Raw genomic sequence first — 17,900 nt, forward strand, 5'->3', positions numbered from 1 at the left:
GAACGGGGGGGCGCGCGGGAAAACGATTGTCGCAGGGATGTCGTTGGCGCAAACATTGTGGCACGGCGGGGATGTGTGAAAGGTCGAGTGAGGTACGTTGTGGTGCGGGAAGATGTGCAGGTGCAGGCCGCCGAAGGCGGAGGTGCGGGCGAACGTGCCTGCGAACCGAGCCTGCGCCGCAAGGTGCTGCACGGGGTGGCGCGTCTCGCGCCCGCGCTGACCGGCAGGCTGCTGGCGCAGCGCTACCTCAGCCCGGCCTCGCATCTCGATCCGGCGCATGTGGCGCGCAATGGCGCACGGCTGATCCCGCTCGGCCCGGACAGGGCCGTCCTGCGCTTTGCCGCCTCCGGCACAACGGAGCACTCCGCCGCGCGCGTGTTGCTGATCCCCGGCCATGACGGGCATGCCCGGCAGTTCTTGCGGCTGGTGCGTGACCTGCGCAGGGCGGGGGCCGCGGTCGACCTGCTGATCTTGCCCGGCCATCTGCACCCGGCTCGCACGCTCTGCAGCCTCGAGGACATCGTTCCGGCAATCCGGCACTGCACCCGCGACTGCGGCCCCTACGACGCCATAGGCGCCCATTGCGTCGGTGCGCGCAGCCTTCTCTTCGCGCTGGGCGAGGGGCTGGAGTGCCCGCGCATCGCCTTCATCTCGACCCCCGTGGAACTTCCCAAGCTGATCCGCCTCGGCGGCACGCAATACGGGCTCGACGGGCCGGCGCTGGCGCGGTTCGAGTCCGGGGTGGCGCGGCTCTGCGGGCGCTATGATCCGGCGGCGGACTGGCGGCCCGTGGCGCGCGCCCGGCAGGGCGAGACGCTGGTGGTGCATGCGCGGCACGACTACGCCGCGCCGGTCGCGGACGCCCGGGCCTTTGCCGCGGCGATCCCCGGCGCGGAACTCGAGGTCTTCGAGCAGGGCGATCACAACACCATCCTGAACCTCGCCACCGCCAGCCGCCGGCTGGCCGGATTTCTCGCCGGGTCCTGAGCGTCGGCGCGCGGCGCCTGGGAGGGTATGCGCATTTTTGCGCCTCTTTTCGGGCGCCTGCCTGTCAAACGGGCAATTTTCCCTTGCCAACCCCGAAAGCCGCCGCCTAGCCTTGGCGCAAAGCGATAAGAATCCGCGCGCCTTCTACGCCGCATCGAGGGCGCGCACCGGGGAAACAGTCACTGGTAAGGCGGCGGGTCATCAACATGGACATCTCCTTTCTTCTGAACGGGGAAAGCGTGGTGCTGCGCGACGTGTCTCCCACGCGCACGGCGCTCGACTGGCTGCGCGAGGAACGCGGCCTCCGGGGCACCAAGGAAGGCTGCAACGAGGGCGATTGCGGCGCCTGCACGGTGATGCTCACCGATGCGCGCGGCAGCCGGGCGGTCAATGCCTGCATCCTCTTCCTGCCGCAGCTGCACGGCAGGGCGCTGCGCACGGTCGAAGGCATCTCCGGCCCGGACGGCGCGCCGCACCCGGTGCAGCAGGCGATGGTCGATCACCACGGCTCGCAATGCGGCTTCTGCACCCCGGGTTTCGTGGTCTCCATGGCCACCGCGCATCTCAACGGCGACACAGGCCATGACGACGCGCTGGCCGGTAACCTCTGCCGCTGCACCGGCTACGCGCCCATCGTCCGCGCCGCCGAAGCCGCGACGAGCGCGCCCGTGCCCGACTGGATGTCCCAGGAGTCGCTTCGCCTGACGGAAATGTCCTCGGGGGGGCTCGGCGCAGCCGAGTGGGGGGCAGACAGCCCCCCTCCGGCGGTGGCCGCCCCCGAGCGTGCCGATGAGCTGGCGCGCCTCTACGAGGCGACCCCCGATGCGACGCTGGTGGCGGGCGCCACCGATGTCGGCCTCTGGGTGACGAAACAGCTGCGCGATCTCGACAGGGTGATCTTCCTGAACCGCTGCGCCGAGTTGCAGGAGATCGAGGTTTCCGAGGACTCCCTCCACATCGGCGCGGGCGTCACCATGGACCGGGTGCTGACCCTGATGAAAGAGCACTATCCCTCCTACGCCGAGATGCTGCGCCGCTACGGCTCGGCGCAGGTGCGCGCGGCGGCGACGATTGGCGGCAATATCGCCAATGGCTCGCCGATCGGGGACAACCCGCCCGCGCTTATCGCGCTCGGCGCGGTGCTGCACCTGCGCAAGGGGGACACCCGCCGTACGCTGCCGATCGAGGACTTCTTCCTCGAGTATGGCAAGCAGGACCGCCAGCCCGGCGAGTTCGTCGAGGCGGTCACGATCCCCCGCAAAGCCGACCGGCTGCGGGTCTACAAGCTCTCCAAGCGCTTCGACCAGGACATTTCCGCCGCCTGCGGCGCCTTCTGGATCGAGGTCGAGAACGGCACGGTGACCGAGGCCCGCATCGCCTTCGGCGGCATGGCCGGCACCCCCAAGCGCGCCACCCATGTCGAGCAGGCCCTGGTTGGCCAGACCTGGAGCGAGGCGACCGTGAAGGCGACCGCCGACGCATGGGAGAAGGACTACCAGCCGATGAGCGACATGCGCGCCAGCGCGGCGTACCGGCTGGAGGCCGCGCGCAACATGCTGACCCGCTGCATGCTCGCCGATCAGGGCGCCGCCACCGACGTGCGCGAGGTGCGGGCATGAGCGTCAGCAAACCCCTGCCGCATGACGCGGCCCCGCTGCATGTCTCGGGCAAGGCCCGCTACATCGACGATATCCCGGTGCCGGCGGACTGCCTGCACCTGGCCTTCGGCCTCTCTTCCGTCGCGGCGGGCAAGATCACCTCCATCGACCTCTCCGCCGTCCGCGCCGCCCCCGGCGTGGTGAAGGTCTGGGAGGCCAAGGATCTGCCCTCGGAGTGCGACTGCTCGGCCTCGCTGCACGACGAGCCGCTGCTCTCGGACGGCACCATCCACTACCTCGGACAGCAGATCTTCCTGGTCGCCGCCACCAGCCATCTTGCCGCGCGCAAGGCGGCACGGCTGGCAAAGGTCACCTACGACCAGCAAGAGCCGATCCTTACCATCGAACAGGCGCTGGCGGCGGACAGCCGCTTCGAGGAAGGCCCGCGCATCTGGGAGAAGGGGGACGCCGCCGAGGCGCTGAAGGCCGCGCCGATCACGCTGGACGGCTCGCTCGAGATGGGCGGGCAGGAGCACTTCTACCTCGAAGGGCAGGCGGCCATGGTCATGCCGCAGGAGAACGGCGACCTGGTGGTCGCCAGCTCCACCCAGCACCCGACCGAGATCCAGCACAAGGTCGCCCACGCGCTGCACCTGCCGATGCACGCGGTGCGGGTCGAGACCCGGCGCATGGGCGGCGGTTTCGGCGGCAAGGAGAGCCAGGGCAACGCGCTGGCCATCGCCTGCGCCGTCGCGGCCTCGGAAACCGGACGTCCGGCGAAGATGCGCTACGACCGCGACGACGACATGATGATCACCGGCAAGCGCCACGATTTCCGGATCGACTACACCGTCGGCTTCGACGAGAGCGGTCGCCTTCAGGCGGTGGACTTCCGGCAGTACACACGCTGCGGTTGGGCGCAGGACCTGTCGCTCGCCGTGGCCGACCGCGCCATGCTGCACGCCGACAACGCCTATGACATCCCGGCGCTGCGGGTCGAGAGCCACCGGCTGAAGACCAACATGCAGAGCGCCACCGCTTATCGCGGCTTCGGCGGCCCGCAGGGCATGTTCGGCATCGAGCGGGTGATGGACCACGTCGCGCACCATCTGAAGATCGACCCGCTGGAGCTGCGCCGCCGCAACTACTACGCCGACCTTGTCCCCGCAGGGACGGCGAACAAGCGCGTCCCCGCGGAGACAGGAGACAACAGCGTCCCCGCGGGGACAGAGGCGCTGGCGCATGACGACACCGACGATCTCGCTTCGCGTGGCGCGCTCGCCGGGGCCGGCGAGGGCCACGCCCCGCAGGAGACCCACTACGGCCAGCCGGTCGAGGACTTCATCCTCGGCGCGATGACCGCGAAGCTCGGGCAAACCAGCGGGTACGCCGCGCGCCGCAAGGCGGTGGAGGCCTGGAACGCCGCCAACCCGGTGCTGAAGAAGGGCCTCGCCATCTCGCCGGTGAAATTCGGCATCTCCTTTACGCTGACCCATCTCAACCAGGCCGGGGCGCTGGTGCACGTCTACCAGGACGGCTCGATCCAGCTCAACCATGGCGGTACCGAGATGGGGCAGGGCCTCTTCCAGAAGGTGGCGCAGGTGGCCGCCGCGCGCTTCGGCGTGCCGCTGGAGAAGGTGCGGATCACCGCCACCGACACCGGCAAGGTACCCAATACCTCGGCCACGGCGGCCTCGTCGGGCTCGGACCTCAACGGCATGGCGGTGAAGGCCGCCTGCGACACGATCCGCGACCGCATGGCATATCACCTCGCCGAGCTGCACCAGGACCTGCCAGAGAACGTCCGCTTCGAGGGCGGCATGGTGCACGTGGGCGGCACCGACATCCCCTTCGAGGAGGCGGCGGTGCTCTGCTACCAGGGCCGGGTCTCGCTCTCGTCGACGGGCTATTACAAGACGCCCAAGGTGGACTGGGACCGCATCCGCGGCCAGGGTCGGCCGTTCTTCTACTTCGCCTACGGCGCTTCGGTGACCGAGGTGGTGGTGGACACGCTGACCGGCGAGTCCCGCATCCTGCGCACCGACATCCTGCACGACTGCGGCGCCTCGCTGAACCCGGCGCTGGACATCGGCCAGATCGAGGGCGGCTACGTGCAGGGCGCGGGCTGGCTGACCACCGAGGAGCTCGTGTGGGACGGCAAGGGCGCTTTGCGCACCCATGCCCCCTCGACCTACAAGATCCCCGCCTGCTCGGACCGGCCCGAGGTGTTCAACGTCGACCTCTGGGACGGGCGCAACGTCGAGGAAACCATCTACCGCTCCAAGGCGGTGGGCGAGCCGCCCTTCATGCTGGGCATCTCGGCCTTCCTGGCGCTGTCGGACGCGGTCGCCTCCTGTGGCGAGACCTATCCCGACCTGATCGCCCCGGCGACGCCCGAGAACGTGCTGGCCGCGGTGCGGAGGGTGCGCGATGGGGTTTGACCTCGCCGAGCTGACGGCCGCCGTGGCCGCGCATGGCCGGGTCGCCCGCGTGGTGATCGCCGAGGTCTCGGGCTCCGCTCCGCGCGAAGTGGGCTGCGCCATGCTGGTCTGGGACGAGCTCGGCACGCTGCGCCAGAGCGGCACCATCGGCGGCGGCGCGCTGGAGCTGATGGCGGTCGAGCAGGCGCTGCGCGCGCCGGGGCTCACCCGCCACCCGCTGGGGCCGGGGCTGGGGCAGTGCTGCGGCGGCGCCGTGGTGCTCTGGACCGAGGTCTTCGACGCGCAGAGCGTCGCGGAACTGGAAGGCCAGGAGATCGTTGCGCGCGGGCCGGGCGCGCGCCCGCTCGCGGTGCAACGGCTGATCGACCGGGCGCGTGGGCAAGGCCGAGCGCCCGAGCCGCAGCTGGTGCAGGGCTGGATGGTCGAGCCGCTGGCAAAGCCCGCGCGGCAGCTTTGGATCTGGGGTGCGGGCCACGTCGGCCGCGCCATGGTGCAGGTGCTGGCGCCGCTGCCCGAGCTGGCGATCACCTGGGTCGACACCGCCCCCGAGCGCTTCCCCGAGGACGTGCCCCAGGGCGTCACCCTGCTGCCCGCCGCCGATCCGGCGCGGGTGGTGCGCCATGCGCCGCCGGAGGCAGAGCACCTCATCCTCACCTACAGCCACGAGATCGACCTGCAGCTCTGCCATGCCCTGCTGGAGCATGGCTTCGCCTTTGCCGGGCTGATCGGCTCGGAGACGAAATGGGCCCGGTTCCGCAGTCGCTTGCGGACGTTGGGTCACGCAGATGCCCAAATCTCTCGCATTTCTTGTCCAATTGGTCAAAAAACATACGGGCGGCACCCGCAGGCGATTGCCATCGGCGTGGCCGGGCAGATATTGGGGCAAAAAAAGGGGGACGGGACAGCGTGGCGACACTCCTCAGCATCCGGGGCCTGACCAAGGCCTATCCCGGCGTCGTGGCCAATGACGATGTCTCCTTCGACATCGACAAGGGCGAGATCCATGCGCTGCTCGGCGAGAACGGCGCCGGCAAGTCGACGCTGGTGAAGATGATCTTCGGGCTGGTGAAGCCCGACGCGGGCGAGATGGTGCTCGACGGCGCGGCCTATACGCCGGGCAAGCCGTCGGACGCGCGCCGCGCCGGCGTGGCCATGGTGTTCCAGCACTTCTCGCTCTTCGAGGCGCTGGACGTGGCCGAGAACGTGGCGCTCGGCATGGAGAATCCGCCGAAGCCGCGCGACCTCGCCCGGCAGATCCGCGAGGTCTCGGAAACCTACGGGCTGCCGCTCGATCCCACGCGCACCGTCGGCACGCTCTCGGCAGGCGAGCGCCAGCGGGTCGAGATCATCCGCTGCCTGCTGCAGAACCCGCGGCTGCTGATCATGGACGAGCCGACCTCGGTGCTGACGCCGCAGGAGGTGGAGATCCTCTTCAAGACGCTGAACAAGCTGCGCGCCGAGGGCACCTCGATCCTCTACATCTCGCACAAGCTCGAGGAAATCCGCGCGCTCTGCGACACCGCGTCGATCCTGCGCCGCGGCAAGAACGTCGCCACCATCGTGCCGCGCGACGTCACCGCCCGGCAGATGGCCGAGCTGATGGTCGGCGCCAGCTTCGACACGCCCGCCGCGCGGGCGGGCGAGAAGGGCGAGGTGCTGCTGCGCACCGACAAGCTGTCGCTGCCCGCGCCGGGCGCCTTCGGCACGCCGCTGCGCGAGGCCTCGCTCGAGGTCCGCGCCGGCGAAGTGCTGGGCATCGGCGGGGTCGCGGGCAACGGCCAGGACGAGCTGCTGATGGCGCTGTCGGGGGAGCGGCTGGCGCCTGCGGGCTCGATCTTCTTCAAGGGCAGGGACGTGAGCCGCACCGGCCCGATCGGCCGCCGCGACGCCGGTCTGCTGTCGGGCCCCGAAGAACGGCTCGGTCATGCCGCGGCGCCCAACATGAGCCTGACCGAGAACGCCGTGCTGACCGGCGCGCGCCGCGAGGGGCTGGTCAGGGGCGGCTTCATCGACTGGGGCAAGTCCAAGGGCTTTGCCGAGAAGGTCATCGAGCGTTTCGACGTGCGCACCCCCGGCCCCGGCACGGCGGCGCGGGCGCTCTCGGGCGGCAACCTGCAGAAATTCGTCGTCGGGCGGGAAATCCTGCAAAACCCCGATGTCTTCATCGTCAACCAGCCGACCTGGGGCGTCGATGCCGCCGCCGCCGCCGCGATCCGGCAGGCGCTGCTCGATCTCGCGGCCCAGGGCGCGGCGATCGTCGTCATCTCCCAGGACCTCGACGAGCTGATGGAGATCTCGGACCGCTTCGCGGCGCTGAACGAGGGCCGGCTGTCGCCCGCCCGCGCGGTGAGCGAGCTCGACATCGAGAAGATCGGCCTGATGATGGGCGGCGCGCATGACATGGAGGTGGCCCATGTCGACAGCTGACCTCCGGCGCGGCGCCGCGTGTATGGCGCCGGATTTGCGTATTTCTGAAGAGAAGAAGCCCTTGGGTTTTCGCCTCTCTTTCGGGGATCGCGCCCGGTCCGCCGCTTCTTCTCTTTCCAAATACGCAGGGCGCGCCGGGGACATCTGCGCGGCGCCGGTGGGAGGCTCCCAATGATCCGCCTCGAGAAACGTCCGCAGCCGTCGCGGCTCTGGACCATCGTGACGCCGCTTCTGGCCGTGGTGCTGACCATGGTGGTCGGCGGCATCATGTTCGCGTTGCTCGGCAAGCCGCCGCTGGAGGCGATCCGCACGATCTTCTGGGACCCGCTGTTCCACCCGCAGTTCGCCGGCTACTCGCGGCCGCAGCTGCTGGTCAAGGCGGGGCCGCTGATCCTCATCGCCATCGGCCTTTCGATCGGCTTCAAGGCGGGAATCTGGAACATCGGGGCCGAGGGGCAGTACATCATGGGCGCGGTCTGCGGCGCGGCGGTGGGGCTGGCCTTCTACCCCTCCGAGAGCGTGTTGCTGTTCCCGCTGATGGTGGTCGCGGGCGCGCTTGGCGGCTGGGCCTGGGCGATGATCCCGGCGGTGCTGAAGACCAGATTCGGGACGAACGAGATCCTCGTGTCGCTGATGCTGGTCTACGTGGCCGAGAACATCCTCGCCTCGGCCTCGGCGGGCTGGCTGCGCAGCCCCGAGGGCATGGGCTTTCCCGGCTCGCGCAACTTCAAGCAATGGCCGGCGGTGTTCAACGATGAGCTGGTGGCCAACACCGGCATGCACTGGGGCGTGGTTGCCGCCTTCATCGCGGTGATCGGGGCCTACGCGCTGATGGCGCGGCACATCCAGGGTTTCAACATCCGGCTCACCGGCGAGGCGCCGCGGGCGGCGCGCTTCTCGGGGGTGAGCCCGGTGCGGATCGTCTTCCTCTGCCTCGGCATCTCGGGGGCGCTGGCGGGCATGGCGGGGCTCTTCGAGGTCACCGGCCCGGCCGGGCAGATCACCATCGACTTCAATTCGGGCTACGGCTTCACCGCGATCATCGTCGCCTTCCTCGGGCGGCTGCATCCGGTGGGCATCCTGCTGGCGGGGCTGCTGATGGCGCTGACCTATATCGGCGGCGAGCTGGCGCAGCTCATGCTCGGCCTGCCCGGGGCGTCGATCCAGCTCTTCCAGGGCATGCTGCTGTTCTTCCTGCTGGCCACCGACGTCTTCACCAATTACCGCATCCGCTTTGCCAAGGGGGAGCTGGCCTGATGGATCCCGTACTTCTTGTCGCCTCGATCATGGTCTCGGCGACGCCGATCCTGCTGGCTGCCATCGGCGAGATGGTGGTGGAAAAGGCCGGGGTGCTGAACCTCGGGGTCGAGGGCATGATGATCACCGGCGCGGTGATCGGCTTCGCCGCGGCGGTGGGCACCGGCTCGCCGGTGCTGGGCTTTGCCGCGGCGGCGCTCGGCGCGGCGGTGCTGTCGCTGACCTTCGGCTTTCTCACCCAGTACCTGCTGTCGAACCAGGTGGCGACGGGCCTCGGCCTGACGTTGGTCGGGCTCGGGCTCTCGGCGCTGGTCGGCGCCGGTTTCGAGGGCGTGCGGGCGCCTGGGCCGGGCAAGCTGTGGATCCCCGGGCTGGCCGAGATCCCGGTGATCGGGCCGATGTTCTTCCGCCACGACTTCATGGTCTACGTCAGCCTGCTGCTGGTCGCCGGGGTCTGGGCATTCCTGAAATTCACCCGCGCCGGGCTGATCCTGCGCGCGGTGGGCGAGGACCACGAGAGCGCCCATGCGCTCGGCTACAAGGTGGTGCGGGTGCGCATGGCGGCGATCTTCTTCGGCGGCGCCTGCGCGGGCCTCGGCGGCGCCTACGTCAGCCTCGTGCGGGTGCCGCAATGGACCGAGGGGATGACCGCAGGCGCCGGCTGGATCGCGCTGGCCATCGTCGTCTTCGCCAGCTGGCGGCCGTTCGGCGTGCTGATCGGTGCCTATCTCTTCGGCGGCGTCACCGTGTTGCAGCTCAACCTGCAGGCGGCCGGGGCCAACGTGCCCGTCGAGCTGCTCTCGATGTCGCCTTACCTGATCACCATCCTCGTGCTGGTGGTGATCTCGGCCCGCGGGGTGCATGGCGCACCCGGCTCGCTGGGCCGCTCTTTCCACGCCTCCGCCTGAGCGGGGCAGGGACCAAGTCCGGGACAGCCGGACAGTGTTGAACTCAGTATGATCACAGGGAGACTGACCACAATGAAACGCAGAACGCTTCTTGCCTCCGCCGCGATGGGCCTCGCGCTCGCTGCCGCCCCGGCCTTTGCCCAGGACAAGCCGAAGATCGGTTTCGTCTACGTCGGGCCGGTGAACGACGGCGGCTGGTCGCAGCACCACCATGAATCGGCGATGAAGATGAAGGAGCACTTCGGCGATCAGATCGAGCTGATCGAGCAGGAAAGCGTGCCCGAGGGCGCCGACGCCGAGCGCGTGCTGACCCAGATGGCGCTGTCCGGTGCCGACCTCATCTTCACCACCTCCTTCGGCTACATGGACCCGACGATCAACGTCGCGGCCAAGTTCCCGGACGTGAAGTTCGAGCATGCCACCGGCTACAAGACCGCCGACAACGTCTCGGCCTATTCGGCGCGCTTCTACGAGGGCCGCGCGGTGACCGGCTACCTCGCCGGCGCGATGACCAAGTCGAACAAGATCGGCTACATCGGCTCCTTCCCGATCCCGGAAGTGATCCGCGGCATCAACTCGTCGTTCCTGCACGCCAAGAAGGCCAACCCCGACGTCGAGATGTCGGTGGTCTGGCTGTCGACCTGGTTCGATCCGGCGAAAGAGGCGGACGCCACCCAGGCGCTGCTCGACCAGGGCGTCGACGTGGTGCTGGCGCATACCGACTCCACCGCGCCGCTGTCGGTGCTGGAGAAGGCCGGCGGCTACGGCTTCGGCCAGGCGGCGGACATGTACGACTACGCGCCCGAGCCGCGGCTGTCGTCGATCATCGACGACTGGGCGCCCTATTACATCGACCGCGTGCAGGCGATCGTCGACGGCACCTGGGAGAGCCACAACGTCTGGCAGGGCATCGGTGACGGCATGGTCGGCATCGGCGAGATCACCGGCCCGGTGCCGGAGGACGTGAAAGCGACCGCCGAGCAGATGAAGGCCGATATCGCGGCGGGCGACTACCACCCGTTTACCGGCCCGATCAACAAGCAGGACGGCTCGGCCTGGCTCGCCGAGGGCGAAGTGGCAGAGGACGGCGTGCTGGCCGGCATGGACTTCTACGTCGAAGGCCTGACGGGCGAGATCCCGAACTGATCCTCTTCGCGAGGTGAGAGAGGCGCCGCCGGGAGATCCCGGCGGCGTTTGCTTTTTCGGCGGGTTGTGTTTCGCTCGGGCGCGGCGCTGCGTGGTGGCGTGCCGCGGGCGTATTTGGAAAGAGAAGAAGGGCGGGGCGATGGGCATGACCCGGGTGGCGCTGGTGCTGGGGGCGGCGGTCTGGGCCGGCGGACGGCCCTCGCCGACGCTGCGGCGGCGGGCCGAACATGCGTCGGCGCTCTGGCGGGCGGGGCAGGTCTCGGCCATCCTCGCCTCGGGCGGTGTCGGGCGCCATGGCCCCTCGGAGGCCGCGGTGATCGCCCGGCTCTGCCGCGAGGCCGGGGTGCCGCAGGCGGCGCTGGTGCTCGAGGAGCGCTCGACCAGCACTGAGGAGAACCTGCGCTTCTCGCTGCCGCTGCTGCGGGAGATGGGCGCACGCGAGGTGGTGATCGTCACCGACGGCTTCCACGCGCCGCGCGCCCGGCTGGCGGCGCGACGGCTCGGGCTGCACGTGGCGCTGGGGCCGGTGCGCAGCGACTCGCCGCGGGTGCCGCTGTCGCTGACCCGGGTGAAGGCGGGGCTGCGGGAGGTGCCTGCCTACCTCTGGTACGCGCTGCGGCTACGGCGCTGAGTGGGCCGGGGGCCGGAGGGAGTCAGAGAATGCCGATCTCGGCCAGCGCGCCGGCGAGGTCCGGTGGCAGCTCGTCATCCTCTTCGCGGGCGGTCGAAAGGTCGGGCGGCGCATCGGCGGGCGAGAGGTAGCGCCAGCCCTGGAAGGGGCGGCGCGGCGAGGCGGCGACGCGCCGCAGATCGGGGTCGAGCACCAGCGCGCAATGCCGCGTGCCGTCGTGGCCGGTGACCTCGTCGAGCCGGATCACCCGCTGGCGGCATTGGATCATGCCCTTGAAAACCCAGTAGATCGAGCCACCGTTGAGGAGCTCCGCCTCGCGCTTGGGCCACATGCGGGTGACGTGGCAGGGCAACCCGTCGGCGGTCTGCGCGGCGCGTCCCGATTGCCAGGCGGCCAATGTCTTGACGCTCTCGGTGCCGACGCTGAGCTTGATCAGATGGGTGAACTTATCCACGGAATGCTCCACAGAGTCCTCAACAGGATTGGACAGATATTGTAGTCTTTGCGGCGGGAGCTTCAAGCAGTGGTATTCCCGCAACCAAAAAACGTGTACTCTTACGCACCGCGCGTTCTTGCATCGGGCGGCGGTCGCGAGTAGTCACACCGCCCTGCCACCCCCTGCGCTGCTCTGCCGCCGCGCCCTCGAATTGACGAGCCAACAAGGAAGTCTGCTGCCATGACTCGCTTTGCCGCCCCCATCGCCGAACAGATCTGGGACATGAAATACCGCTTCAAAGAGGCGGACGGCACCCCGATCGACCAGAGCGTCGAGGACAGCTGGCGCCGCATCGCGCGGTCGCTCGCCTCGGTCGAGACGGATGCGGACACCTGGGAAGAGAAGTTCTACGGCGCGCTCGAGGACTTCCAGTACCTGCCCGCCGGCCGGATCACCGCCGGGGCCGGCACCGCGCGCTCGGTCACCCTGTTCAACTGCTTCGTAATGGGCACCATTCCCGACAGCATGTCCGGCATCTTCGACATGCTGAAGGAAGCCGCGCTGACCATGCAGCAGGGTGGCGGGATCGGCTACGACTTCTCGACCATCCGCCCCAAGGGCGCGCATGTGGCGGGCGTCGCCGCCGACGCCTCGGGGCCGCTGTCGTTCATGGATGTCTGGGACGCCATGTGCCGCACGATCATGTCGGCGGGCTCGCGCCGGGGCGCGATGATGGCCACCATGCGCTGCGACCACCCGGACGTGGAGCAGTTCATCTCGGCCAAGGCCGACAGCGCGCGGCTGCGCATGTTCAACCTGTCGGTGCTGGTCACCGACCCCTTCATGGAAGCGGTGAAGGCGGACGGTTCCTGGGACCTTCAGTTCGACGGCAAGGTCTACCACACGGTAAAGGCACGCGACCTGTGGAACAAGATCATGAAGGCCACTTACGACTATGCCGAGCCGGGCGTGATCTTCATCGACCGCATCAACAAGGCCAACAACCTCAGCTACATCGAGCAGATCGCGGCGACCAACCCCTGCGGCGAGCAGCCGCTGCCGCCCTACGGCGCCTGCCTGCTGGGCTCGATCAACCTCGCGCGGCTGGTGGACACGCCCTTCGAGAGCGGCGCGGAGATCCCCGAGGCCAAGCTCGACGAGCTGGTCGCCCTCGCTGTCCGGATGATGGACAACGTGGTTGACGCCTCGAACTTCCCGCTGCCGCAGCAGGCCGAGGAAGCGCAGAACAAGCGTCGCATCGGCCTTGGCGTCACCGGCCTTGCCGACGCGCTGCTGATGATGGGCCTGCGCTACGGCTCGGAAGAGGCCGCGGCGCAGACCGAGACCTGGCTCAAGCGCATCGCCCGCGCCTCCTACCTCGCCTCGGTCGAACTGGCCAAGGAGAAGGGCGCCTTCCCGCTGTTCGACGCCGAGAAATTCCTCGCCTCGGGCAACATGATGCAGATGGATGACGACGTGCGCGAGGCGATCCGCACCCATGGCATCCGCAATGCGCTGCTGACCTCGATCGCGCCCACCGGCACCATCTCGCTTTACGCGGGCAACGTGTCGTCGGGCATCGAGCCGGTGTTCGCCTATGCCTACACCCGCAAGGTGCTGCAGAAGGACGGCACCCGCACCGAGGAAGAGGTGGTCGACTACGCGGTGCAGATGTGGCGCGACAAGTTCGGCGATGCCGAACTGCCCGACTATTTCGTCAACGCCCAAACGCTGGCCCCTCTCGAGCACGTGCGCATGCAGGCGGCGGCGCAGAAGTGGATCGACAGCTCGATCTCCAAGACGATCAACTGCCCAGAGGACATCTCCTTCGAGGGGTTCAAGGACGTCTACATGGAAGCCTACGAGACCGGCTGCAAGGGCTGCACCACCTACCGTCCGAACGACGTGACCGGCTCTGTCCTGTCGGTCTCGGAGAAGGAGGAGAAGACCCCGGCCGAGAGCCCCGCAGTGGTCACCGAGGGTGCCGATGGCGGCGCCGAGGTGGTCTACATGTCCGAGCCGCTCGACCGGCCGCAGTCGCTCGAGGGGCACACCTACAAGCTCAAGTGGCCGGACAGCGAGCACGCCATCTACCTGACGATCAACGACATCATCGTCGGCGGTCACCGCCGGCCCTTCGAGGTCTTCATCAACTCCAAGAACATGGAGCACTACGCCTGGACCGTGGCGCTGACGCGGATGATCTCGGCCGTGTTCCGCCGCGGCGGCGACGTCTCCTTCGTGGTCGAGGAACTGAAGGCCGTCTTCGATCCCCGCGGCGGCGCTTGGGTTCAGGGCAAGTACATCCCCTCGATCCTCGCGGCGATCGGCGGGGTGATCGAGAAGCACCTCATCGCCACCGGCTTCCTGGAAGGCGAGGGCAAGGGGCTGAAGGCGGACCCGACGGCGAAGGTCGTGGGATTGGACGCCCCCCGCGGCAAGGCCTGCCCGTCCTGCGGCCAGTTCTCGATGATGATGGTCGAAGGCTGCATGACCTGCTCGAGCTGCGGCCATTCGAAGTGCGGGTGAGGGGTTTAGCAGGCAAAGTTGTTGTCAGACCCACAATAAAATGACCATTCGCCGGGGTTTTTGACCATTCCGACACGAAGAAAATGACCACCGGCAGGGCGCTCTGCCGGTGGTTTCTTTTTATTTCAGTGGCTTATCTTGAGATTCTCGGCGCGGCTTCGAACGCTTTCACCGTAAGGGGGGCCTCCGGGCGCTGGCCTTGCAACGTCGCCGAAAGTGTTCCCATTTTGTTCAGGTGGATCCGGATCCTCTCATTGAAACCAGCCAGGCCCTTGGGCCGGTACTCAGCTGTACGCGCGACCCGGTCGCGGCAGCTGCGAGAGGATATTGCCATGACACGGATACGTTTCGCCGACGTGACCTTCCCCGCTGCGAATGCTCCCAGAGAATATGAAGTGGCGGCGCGCCTCAGACGCTTTCTTACGAATTACCGCATCCGGACCGGAAGCTCCGAGAACACGCACCTTCTTTCTGACAGGGATCGTGATCGCATCGACCGGCATGCGCAGGCCTTTCTCCTGGCCAGGGATCGGAAGTCAGGCATGGGGCACCTCGACAAGCGGGACAGGGAAAAACTAAGTGCCCTCCGCCTTGGAGCTGAACTGCGCGGGATCCAGTCGGAACACGAGGCGGATGTTGTTGCCAGTGTGATCCATCAAGAGATGCCCTGGATGGCAGCGGCGACCGAACGCGTCTGGCAGGAGATGCGTGCCTCGGTCCGACGCGGAGACCCGGCGCCGCGTCTGTCCCCAGTCCTCCTGCTTGGGCCCCCGGGTATCGGAAAGAGCCACTGGGCGCGCCTGCTGGCCGAACAATTGAGAGTTCCAACCTGCATGGTGGACGCAACGAATGAGCCTGCCTCCTTCTCTATTGTCGGGTCACAGCGAGGTTGGTCTTCTACGGGCCCGGGAAGGCCGCTCCAGACCATCCTCGCGACGAGTGTCGCCAATCCAATCGTCGTCATAGACGAGGTGGAGAAGGCTGGCAGTGCCGAGGGGCAGAGTGGCACCAGCTACAGCCTTTCCCAAGCACTGCTGCCTCTTTTGGAGAGATCCACGGCGACCAGCTGGACGTGCCCCTACTTCCGAGTGCAATTCGATATGTCGTGGGTCAACTGGGTGCTGACTGCAAATACCCTTGGTGGCCTTCCTCGGCCATTCCTAAGCCGCGTTCCACCTTTAGAGATGCCAGCGCTTAGTCTTGAGCACCTGCTTGGCTTCGCTGAGCGCTAAGGGAAGAATCGAGACCTGCCTAACGGAGCAATCGACGCGGTTTGTGAGGTCATCTCCACAGTTCAGGTGCCACAGCTGCTCAGTCTGCGGTCGATTCTGCGGATGATCGACAGGTTGAAGCAGCAAGCGGATCGGCCGACTCTGCACTAGCGAAAGAAACCACTTTTACGGCCTTAAGGTGCTATGAAATAACGATTATCCATAGTTATACCAAGGGGGTATAACCGGCGGCAGTGGGGGTGGGATTACGCCGCGTGCCCATCCCCAGATGAGACCGGACCTAACAGTCCGCTGAAAAAGGCTTTGAGAAGGGAGTTCTCGTCCTGCTCTTCGGCTCCCGACGCGATCTATTTCTGTCAGCAAAGCGAGGGAGCCGACGCGCGCCGCAGCCTCGGCACCCTCGAGGCGCGTCATGACAAGAGCTCCGATGAACACCAAGACCTTGCACGACAGCGGCGCATCGGCTCAGCCCGCGCGCGCGACCGGCGCCCTTTTCTTCGACCTGTTCGGAGTCGGGCCAAGGATATCTTGGAAAGGTATGCCCATTAGCGCCTCTGCCATCAGCACGACCTCGGCCGAGGCGCGCGCGTCCTCGCCCGCGTCGTGATGGCGGAAGTCCAGCCCCAGTGCGCTCTTGAGATGGCCGAGCCCGTGCCCCCCATTGCCCTTGAACTCAGGCCAGGCGCGTCGCGCGACCCGGACGCTATCATGCCATTTCAGGGGAGCGGATATACGGCCGCATGCTTCGGTCGCAGCTCGGAACGCCCGGGCGTCGAACGAGCTGTGCTGGAACAGCATGTGCCGCTCAAGGAAGTCGCCTATTGCGTCCAGAAATTCCTCGAACCGAGGTTCCCCCAAGACATGCTCGGGGCGGATGCCATGGATCTGGATATTCATTCCCGCAAAATGACAGCGCGGGTCGATCAGAAGGGTGACAACCTCTTCCAGGCCAGTCTCGCCGACGCAGGCGAGGCCGATCTGGCAGATACTGCTGGCGTCCGAATTGGCCGTTTCAACATCGATCGCGATAAACCTGTAGGTCTTCGACAAGACGGCCTCGAGGGCGCGGAAGGCGTCTGGCGCTGAAGCGCGAAGAGTATAACTGACCATGTCTGACCCAGTTCGGATTTTAGTGTCTTGGATGCGTAGTGCATCTTCCAGGCATCCCAGAGTCAACTGGCTGCGGTGGCGTCGTCGCAAAGGGCGGGTAAGCGCGCCGCACCGAACCTTGCAGTTGCGGTTCAGCGGATGGCCGGAGGCAGCCCTTATCTGCCCTCCATGCTCGCCCCAGCATGAAGCCCGGCACCGACACGTAGGGCGGAAAGCCGAAGTTCGCTGCGGGCACCTACGAAGGTCTGCTCAGGCGCTATCTATTGTGGAACCCAGGGCCGCCCGCGTTAAGACGGCCCTGTTCGTTCAAAGCTCTACGGCTTCAGCGATGGCGAGGGCGTCCTCAAGTTCCACGCCCAGATAGCGCACCGTGCTGTCCATTTTGGTGTGTCCAAGCAGAAGCTGAACCGCGCGCAGGTTTCCGGTCTTACGGTAGATTTGCGCGACCTTGGTCCGGCGCATCGAGTGCGTACCATAAGCACTTGCTTCGAGCCCGATCGAAGTCACCCAATCTCGGACGAGACGCGCGTACTGCCGCGTTGAAATGTGGGGGCGGTCGTGAAAGCGGCCCGGCCACAGGTGTTGCGAGCCGATCATCATGGGATCGTCCAGCCAAGCGGCGAGAGAGTTCCGGGTGCCTTCGGCGATCTCGAAACGGACCGGTTTTCGCGTTTTACTCTGAATGATCGAGGCGCGCTGCTTGACCTGGCCGGCGGCGTAGACATCTGCCACCTTCAGCCTGACCAGGTCGCAGCCGCGCAGCTTGCTATCGATGGCGAGATTGAACAGCGCGAGGTCGCGAGCGTTGCCTGAGATTTCAAGCCGAACGCGGATCGCCCAAACATGCTTTGGCAGGAGCGGGCGCTTCTGACCAACGATGCGCCCTTTGTTCCATGCCGGACGGCAGGCGCGGATGGCGGGCAGGTTTGCGATAGACATGGCGATCCTCCGATCCACCTCCCCCAGCCCCATCGCCAACCCAACGTTGGCAAATCAGGATACCATGAAGACATGCAGGAGCAGAGATAGTCTGCGCGGAGCTGTTCCAAGATGCTCGCCACGACAGGCAGAGTGGCTTCTTCGCATATGGAACACTGCCGCGAAAGGCTCCAGACCGTGCGGCGGAACCACCGGCCGTTTACACGCCTGAATCTGCGAATAGGGAGATGATCAATCGACTTTCGGTTCAAGCCCAAGT

Annotated in this window: 14 protein-coding genes; 11 read left to right on the forward strand and 3 right to left on the reverse strand. The window is 67.1% G+C overall.

Features of this window, described 5'->3' with window-relative positions; all coding sequences use genetic code 11:
* Positions 1–87: 87 nt before the first annotated feature.
* The 9 genes from LC039_RS21345 to LC039_RS21385 all read left to right on the forward strand — a co-directional run bounded on the left by LC039_RS21345 (position 88) and on the right by LC039_RS21385 (position 11,395).
* Positions 88–987: a hypothetical protein gene (locus LC039_RS21345; RefSeq protein WP_226628125.1), complete on the forward strand. Its 900-nt coding sequence runs from the start codon at positions 88–90 to the stop codon at positions 985–987.
* 206 nt (positions 988–1,193) lie between these two features.
* On the forward strand, positions 1,194–2,606 hold the full coding sequence (xdhA, locus tag LC039_RS21350) for a xanthine dehydrogenase small subunit (protein WP_226628126.1): 1,413 nt from the start codon (positions 1,194–1,196) through the stop codon (positions 2,604–2,606).
* Positions 2,603–5,026, forward strand: a complete 2,424-nt coding sequence (gene xdhB / locus LC039_RS21355; protein ID WP_226628128.1) for a xanthine dehydrogenase molybdopterin binding subunit — start codon at positions 2,603–2,605, stop codon at positions 5,024–5,026. The genes xdhA and xdhB overlap by 4 nt, the downstream gene beginning before the upstream one ends.
* Positions 5,016–5,963 carry a xanthine dehydrogenase accessory protein XdhC gene (gene xdhC / locus LC039_RS21360; RefSeq protein WP_226628130.1) on the forward strand — a complete coding sequence of 316 codons (948 nt, stop codon included), beginning with the start codon at positions 5,016–5,018 and terminating at the stop codon, positions 5,961–5,963. Before xdhB ends, xdhC begins: the two co-directional genes overlap by 11 nt.
* On the forward strand, positions 5,933–7,453 hold the full coding sequence (locus LC039_RS21365; protein ID WP_226628132.1) for an ABC transporter ATP-binding protein: 1,521 nt from the start codon (positions 5,933–5,935) through the stop codon (positions 7,451–7,453). Before xdhC ends, LC039_RS21365 begins: the two co-directional genes overlap by 31 nt.
* Before the next feature lie 171 nt (positions 7,454–7,624).
* On the forward strand, positions 7,625–8,710 hold the full coding sequence (locus LC039_RS21370; protein ID WP_226628134.1) for an ABC transporter permease: 1,086 nt from the start codon (positions 7,625–7,627) through the stop codon (positions 8,708–8,710).
* Positions 8,710–9,618 carry an ABC transporter permease gene (locus LC039_RS21375; RefSeq protein WP_226628136.1) on the forward strand — a complete coding sequence of 303 codons (909 nt, stop codon included), beginning with the start codon at positions 8,710–8,712 and terminating at the stop codon, positions 9,616–9,618. The genes LC039_RS21370 and LC039_RS21375 overlap by 1 nt, the downstream gene beginning before the upstream one ends.
* 72 nt (positions 9,619–9,690) lie before the next feature.
* A complete protein-coding gene (locus LC039_RS21380; RefSeq protein ID WP_226628137.1) occupies positions 9,691–10,764 on the forward strand; it encodes a BMP family ABC transporter substrate-binding protein in 1,074 nt (357 codons plus the stop codon).
* Positions 10,765–10,903: 139 nt separating this feature from the next.
* Positions 10,904–11,395, forward strand: a complete 492-nt coding sequence (locus LC039_RS21385; RefSeq protein WP_319003740.1) for a YdcF family protein — start codon at positions 10,904–10,906, stop codon at positions 11,393–11,395.
* 22 nt (positions 11,396–11,417) lie between these two features.
* On the opposite strand, the gene LC039_RS21390 is transcribed toward LC039_RS21385, so the two are convergent.
* A complete protein-coding gene (locus LC039_RS21390; RefSeq protein ID WP_226628140.1) occupies positions 11,418–11,849 on the reverse strand; it encodes a DUF1489 family protein in 432 nt (143 codons plus the stop codon).
* Between the two features lie 222 nt (positions 11,850–12,071).
* On the opposite strand from LC039_RS21390, the gene LC039_RS21395 reads away from it, so the two are divergent.
* On the forward strand, positions 12,072–14,360 hold the full coding sequence (locus LC039_RS21395; protein ID WP_226628141.1) for an adenosylcobalamin-dependent ribonucleoside-diphosphate reductase: 2,289 nt from the start codon (positions 12,072–12,074) through the stop codon (positions 14,358–14,360).
* 332 nt (positions 14,361–14,692) lie between these two features.
* On the forward strand, positions 14,693–15,592 hold the full coding sequence (locus tag LC039_RS21400; RefSeq protein WP_226628143.1) for an AAA family ATPase: 900 nt from the start codon (positions 14,693–14,695) through the stop codon (positions 15,590–15,592).
* A gap of 465 nt (positions 15,593–16,057) precedes the next feature.
* Here LC039_RS21400 and LC039_RS21405 read toward each other — a convergent pair whose 3' ends face one another.
* Together LC039_RS21405 and LC039_RS21410 are read right to left on the reverse strand one after the other, a co-directional pair.
* Positions 16,058–16,642 (reverse strand): exonuclease domain-containing protein, encoded by a 585-nt coding sequence (locus LC039_RS21405; protein ID WP_226628144.1) that lies wholly within the window; start codon positions 16,640–16,642, stop codon positions 16,058–16,060.
* A gap of 366 nt (positions 16,643–17,008) precedes the next feature.
* Complete coding sequence (locus tag LC039_RS21410) at positions 17,009–17,641, reverse strand: tyrosine-type recombinase/integrase (RefSeq protein WP_226628145.1); 633 nt, start codon at positions 17,639–17,641, stop codon at positions 17,009–17,011.
* Positions 17,642–17,900: the final 259 nt, after the last annotated feature.

This window comes from Alloyangia pacifica (genome assembly GCF_020524285.1).
Classification (GTDB): Bacteria; Pseudomonadota; Alphaproteobacteria; order Rhodobacterales; family Rhodobacteraceae; genus Salipiger; species Salipiger pacificus_B.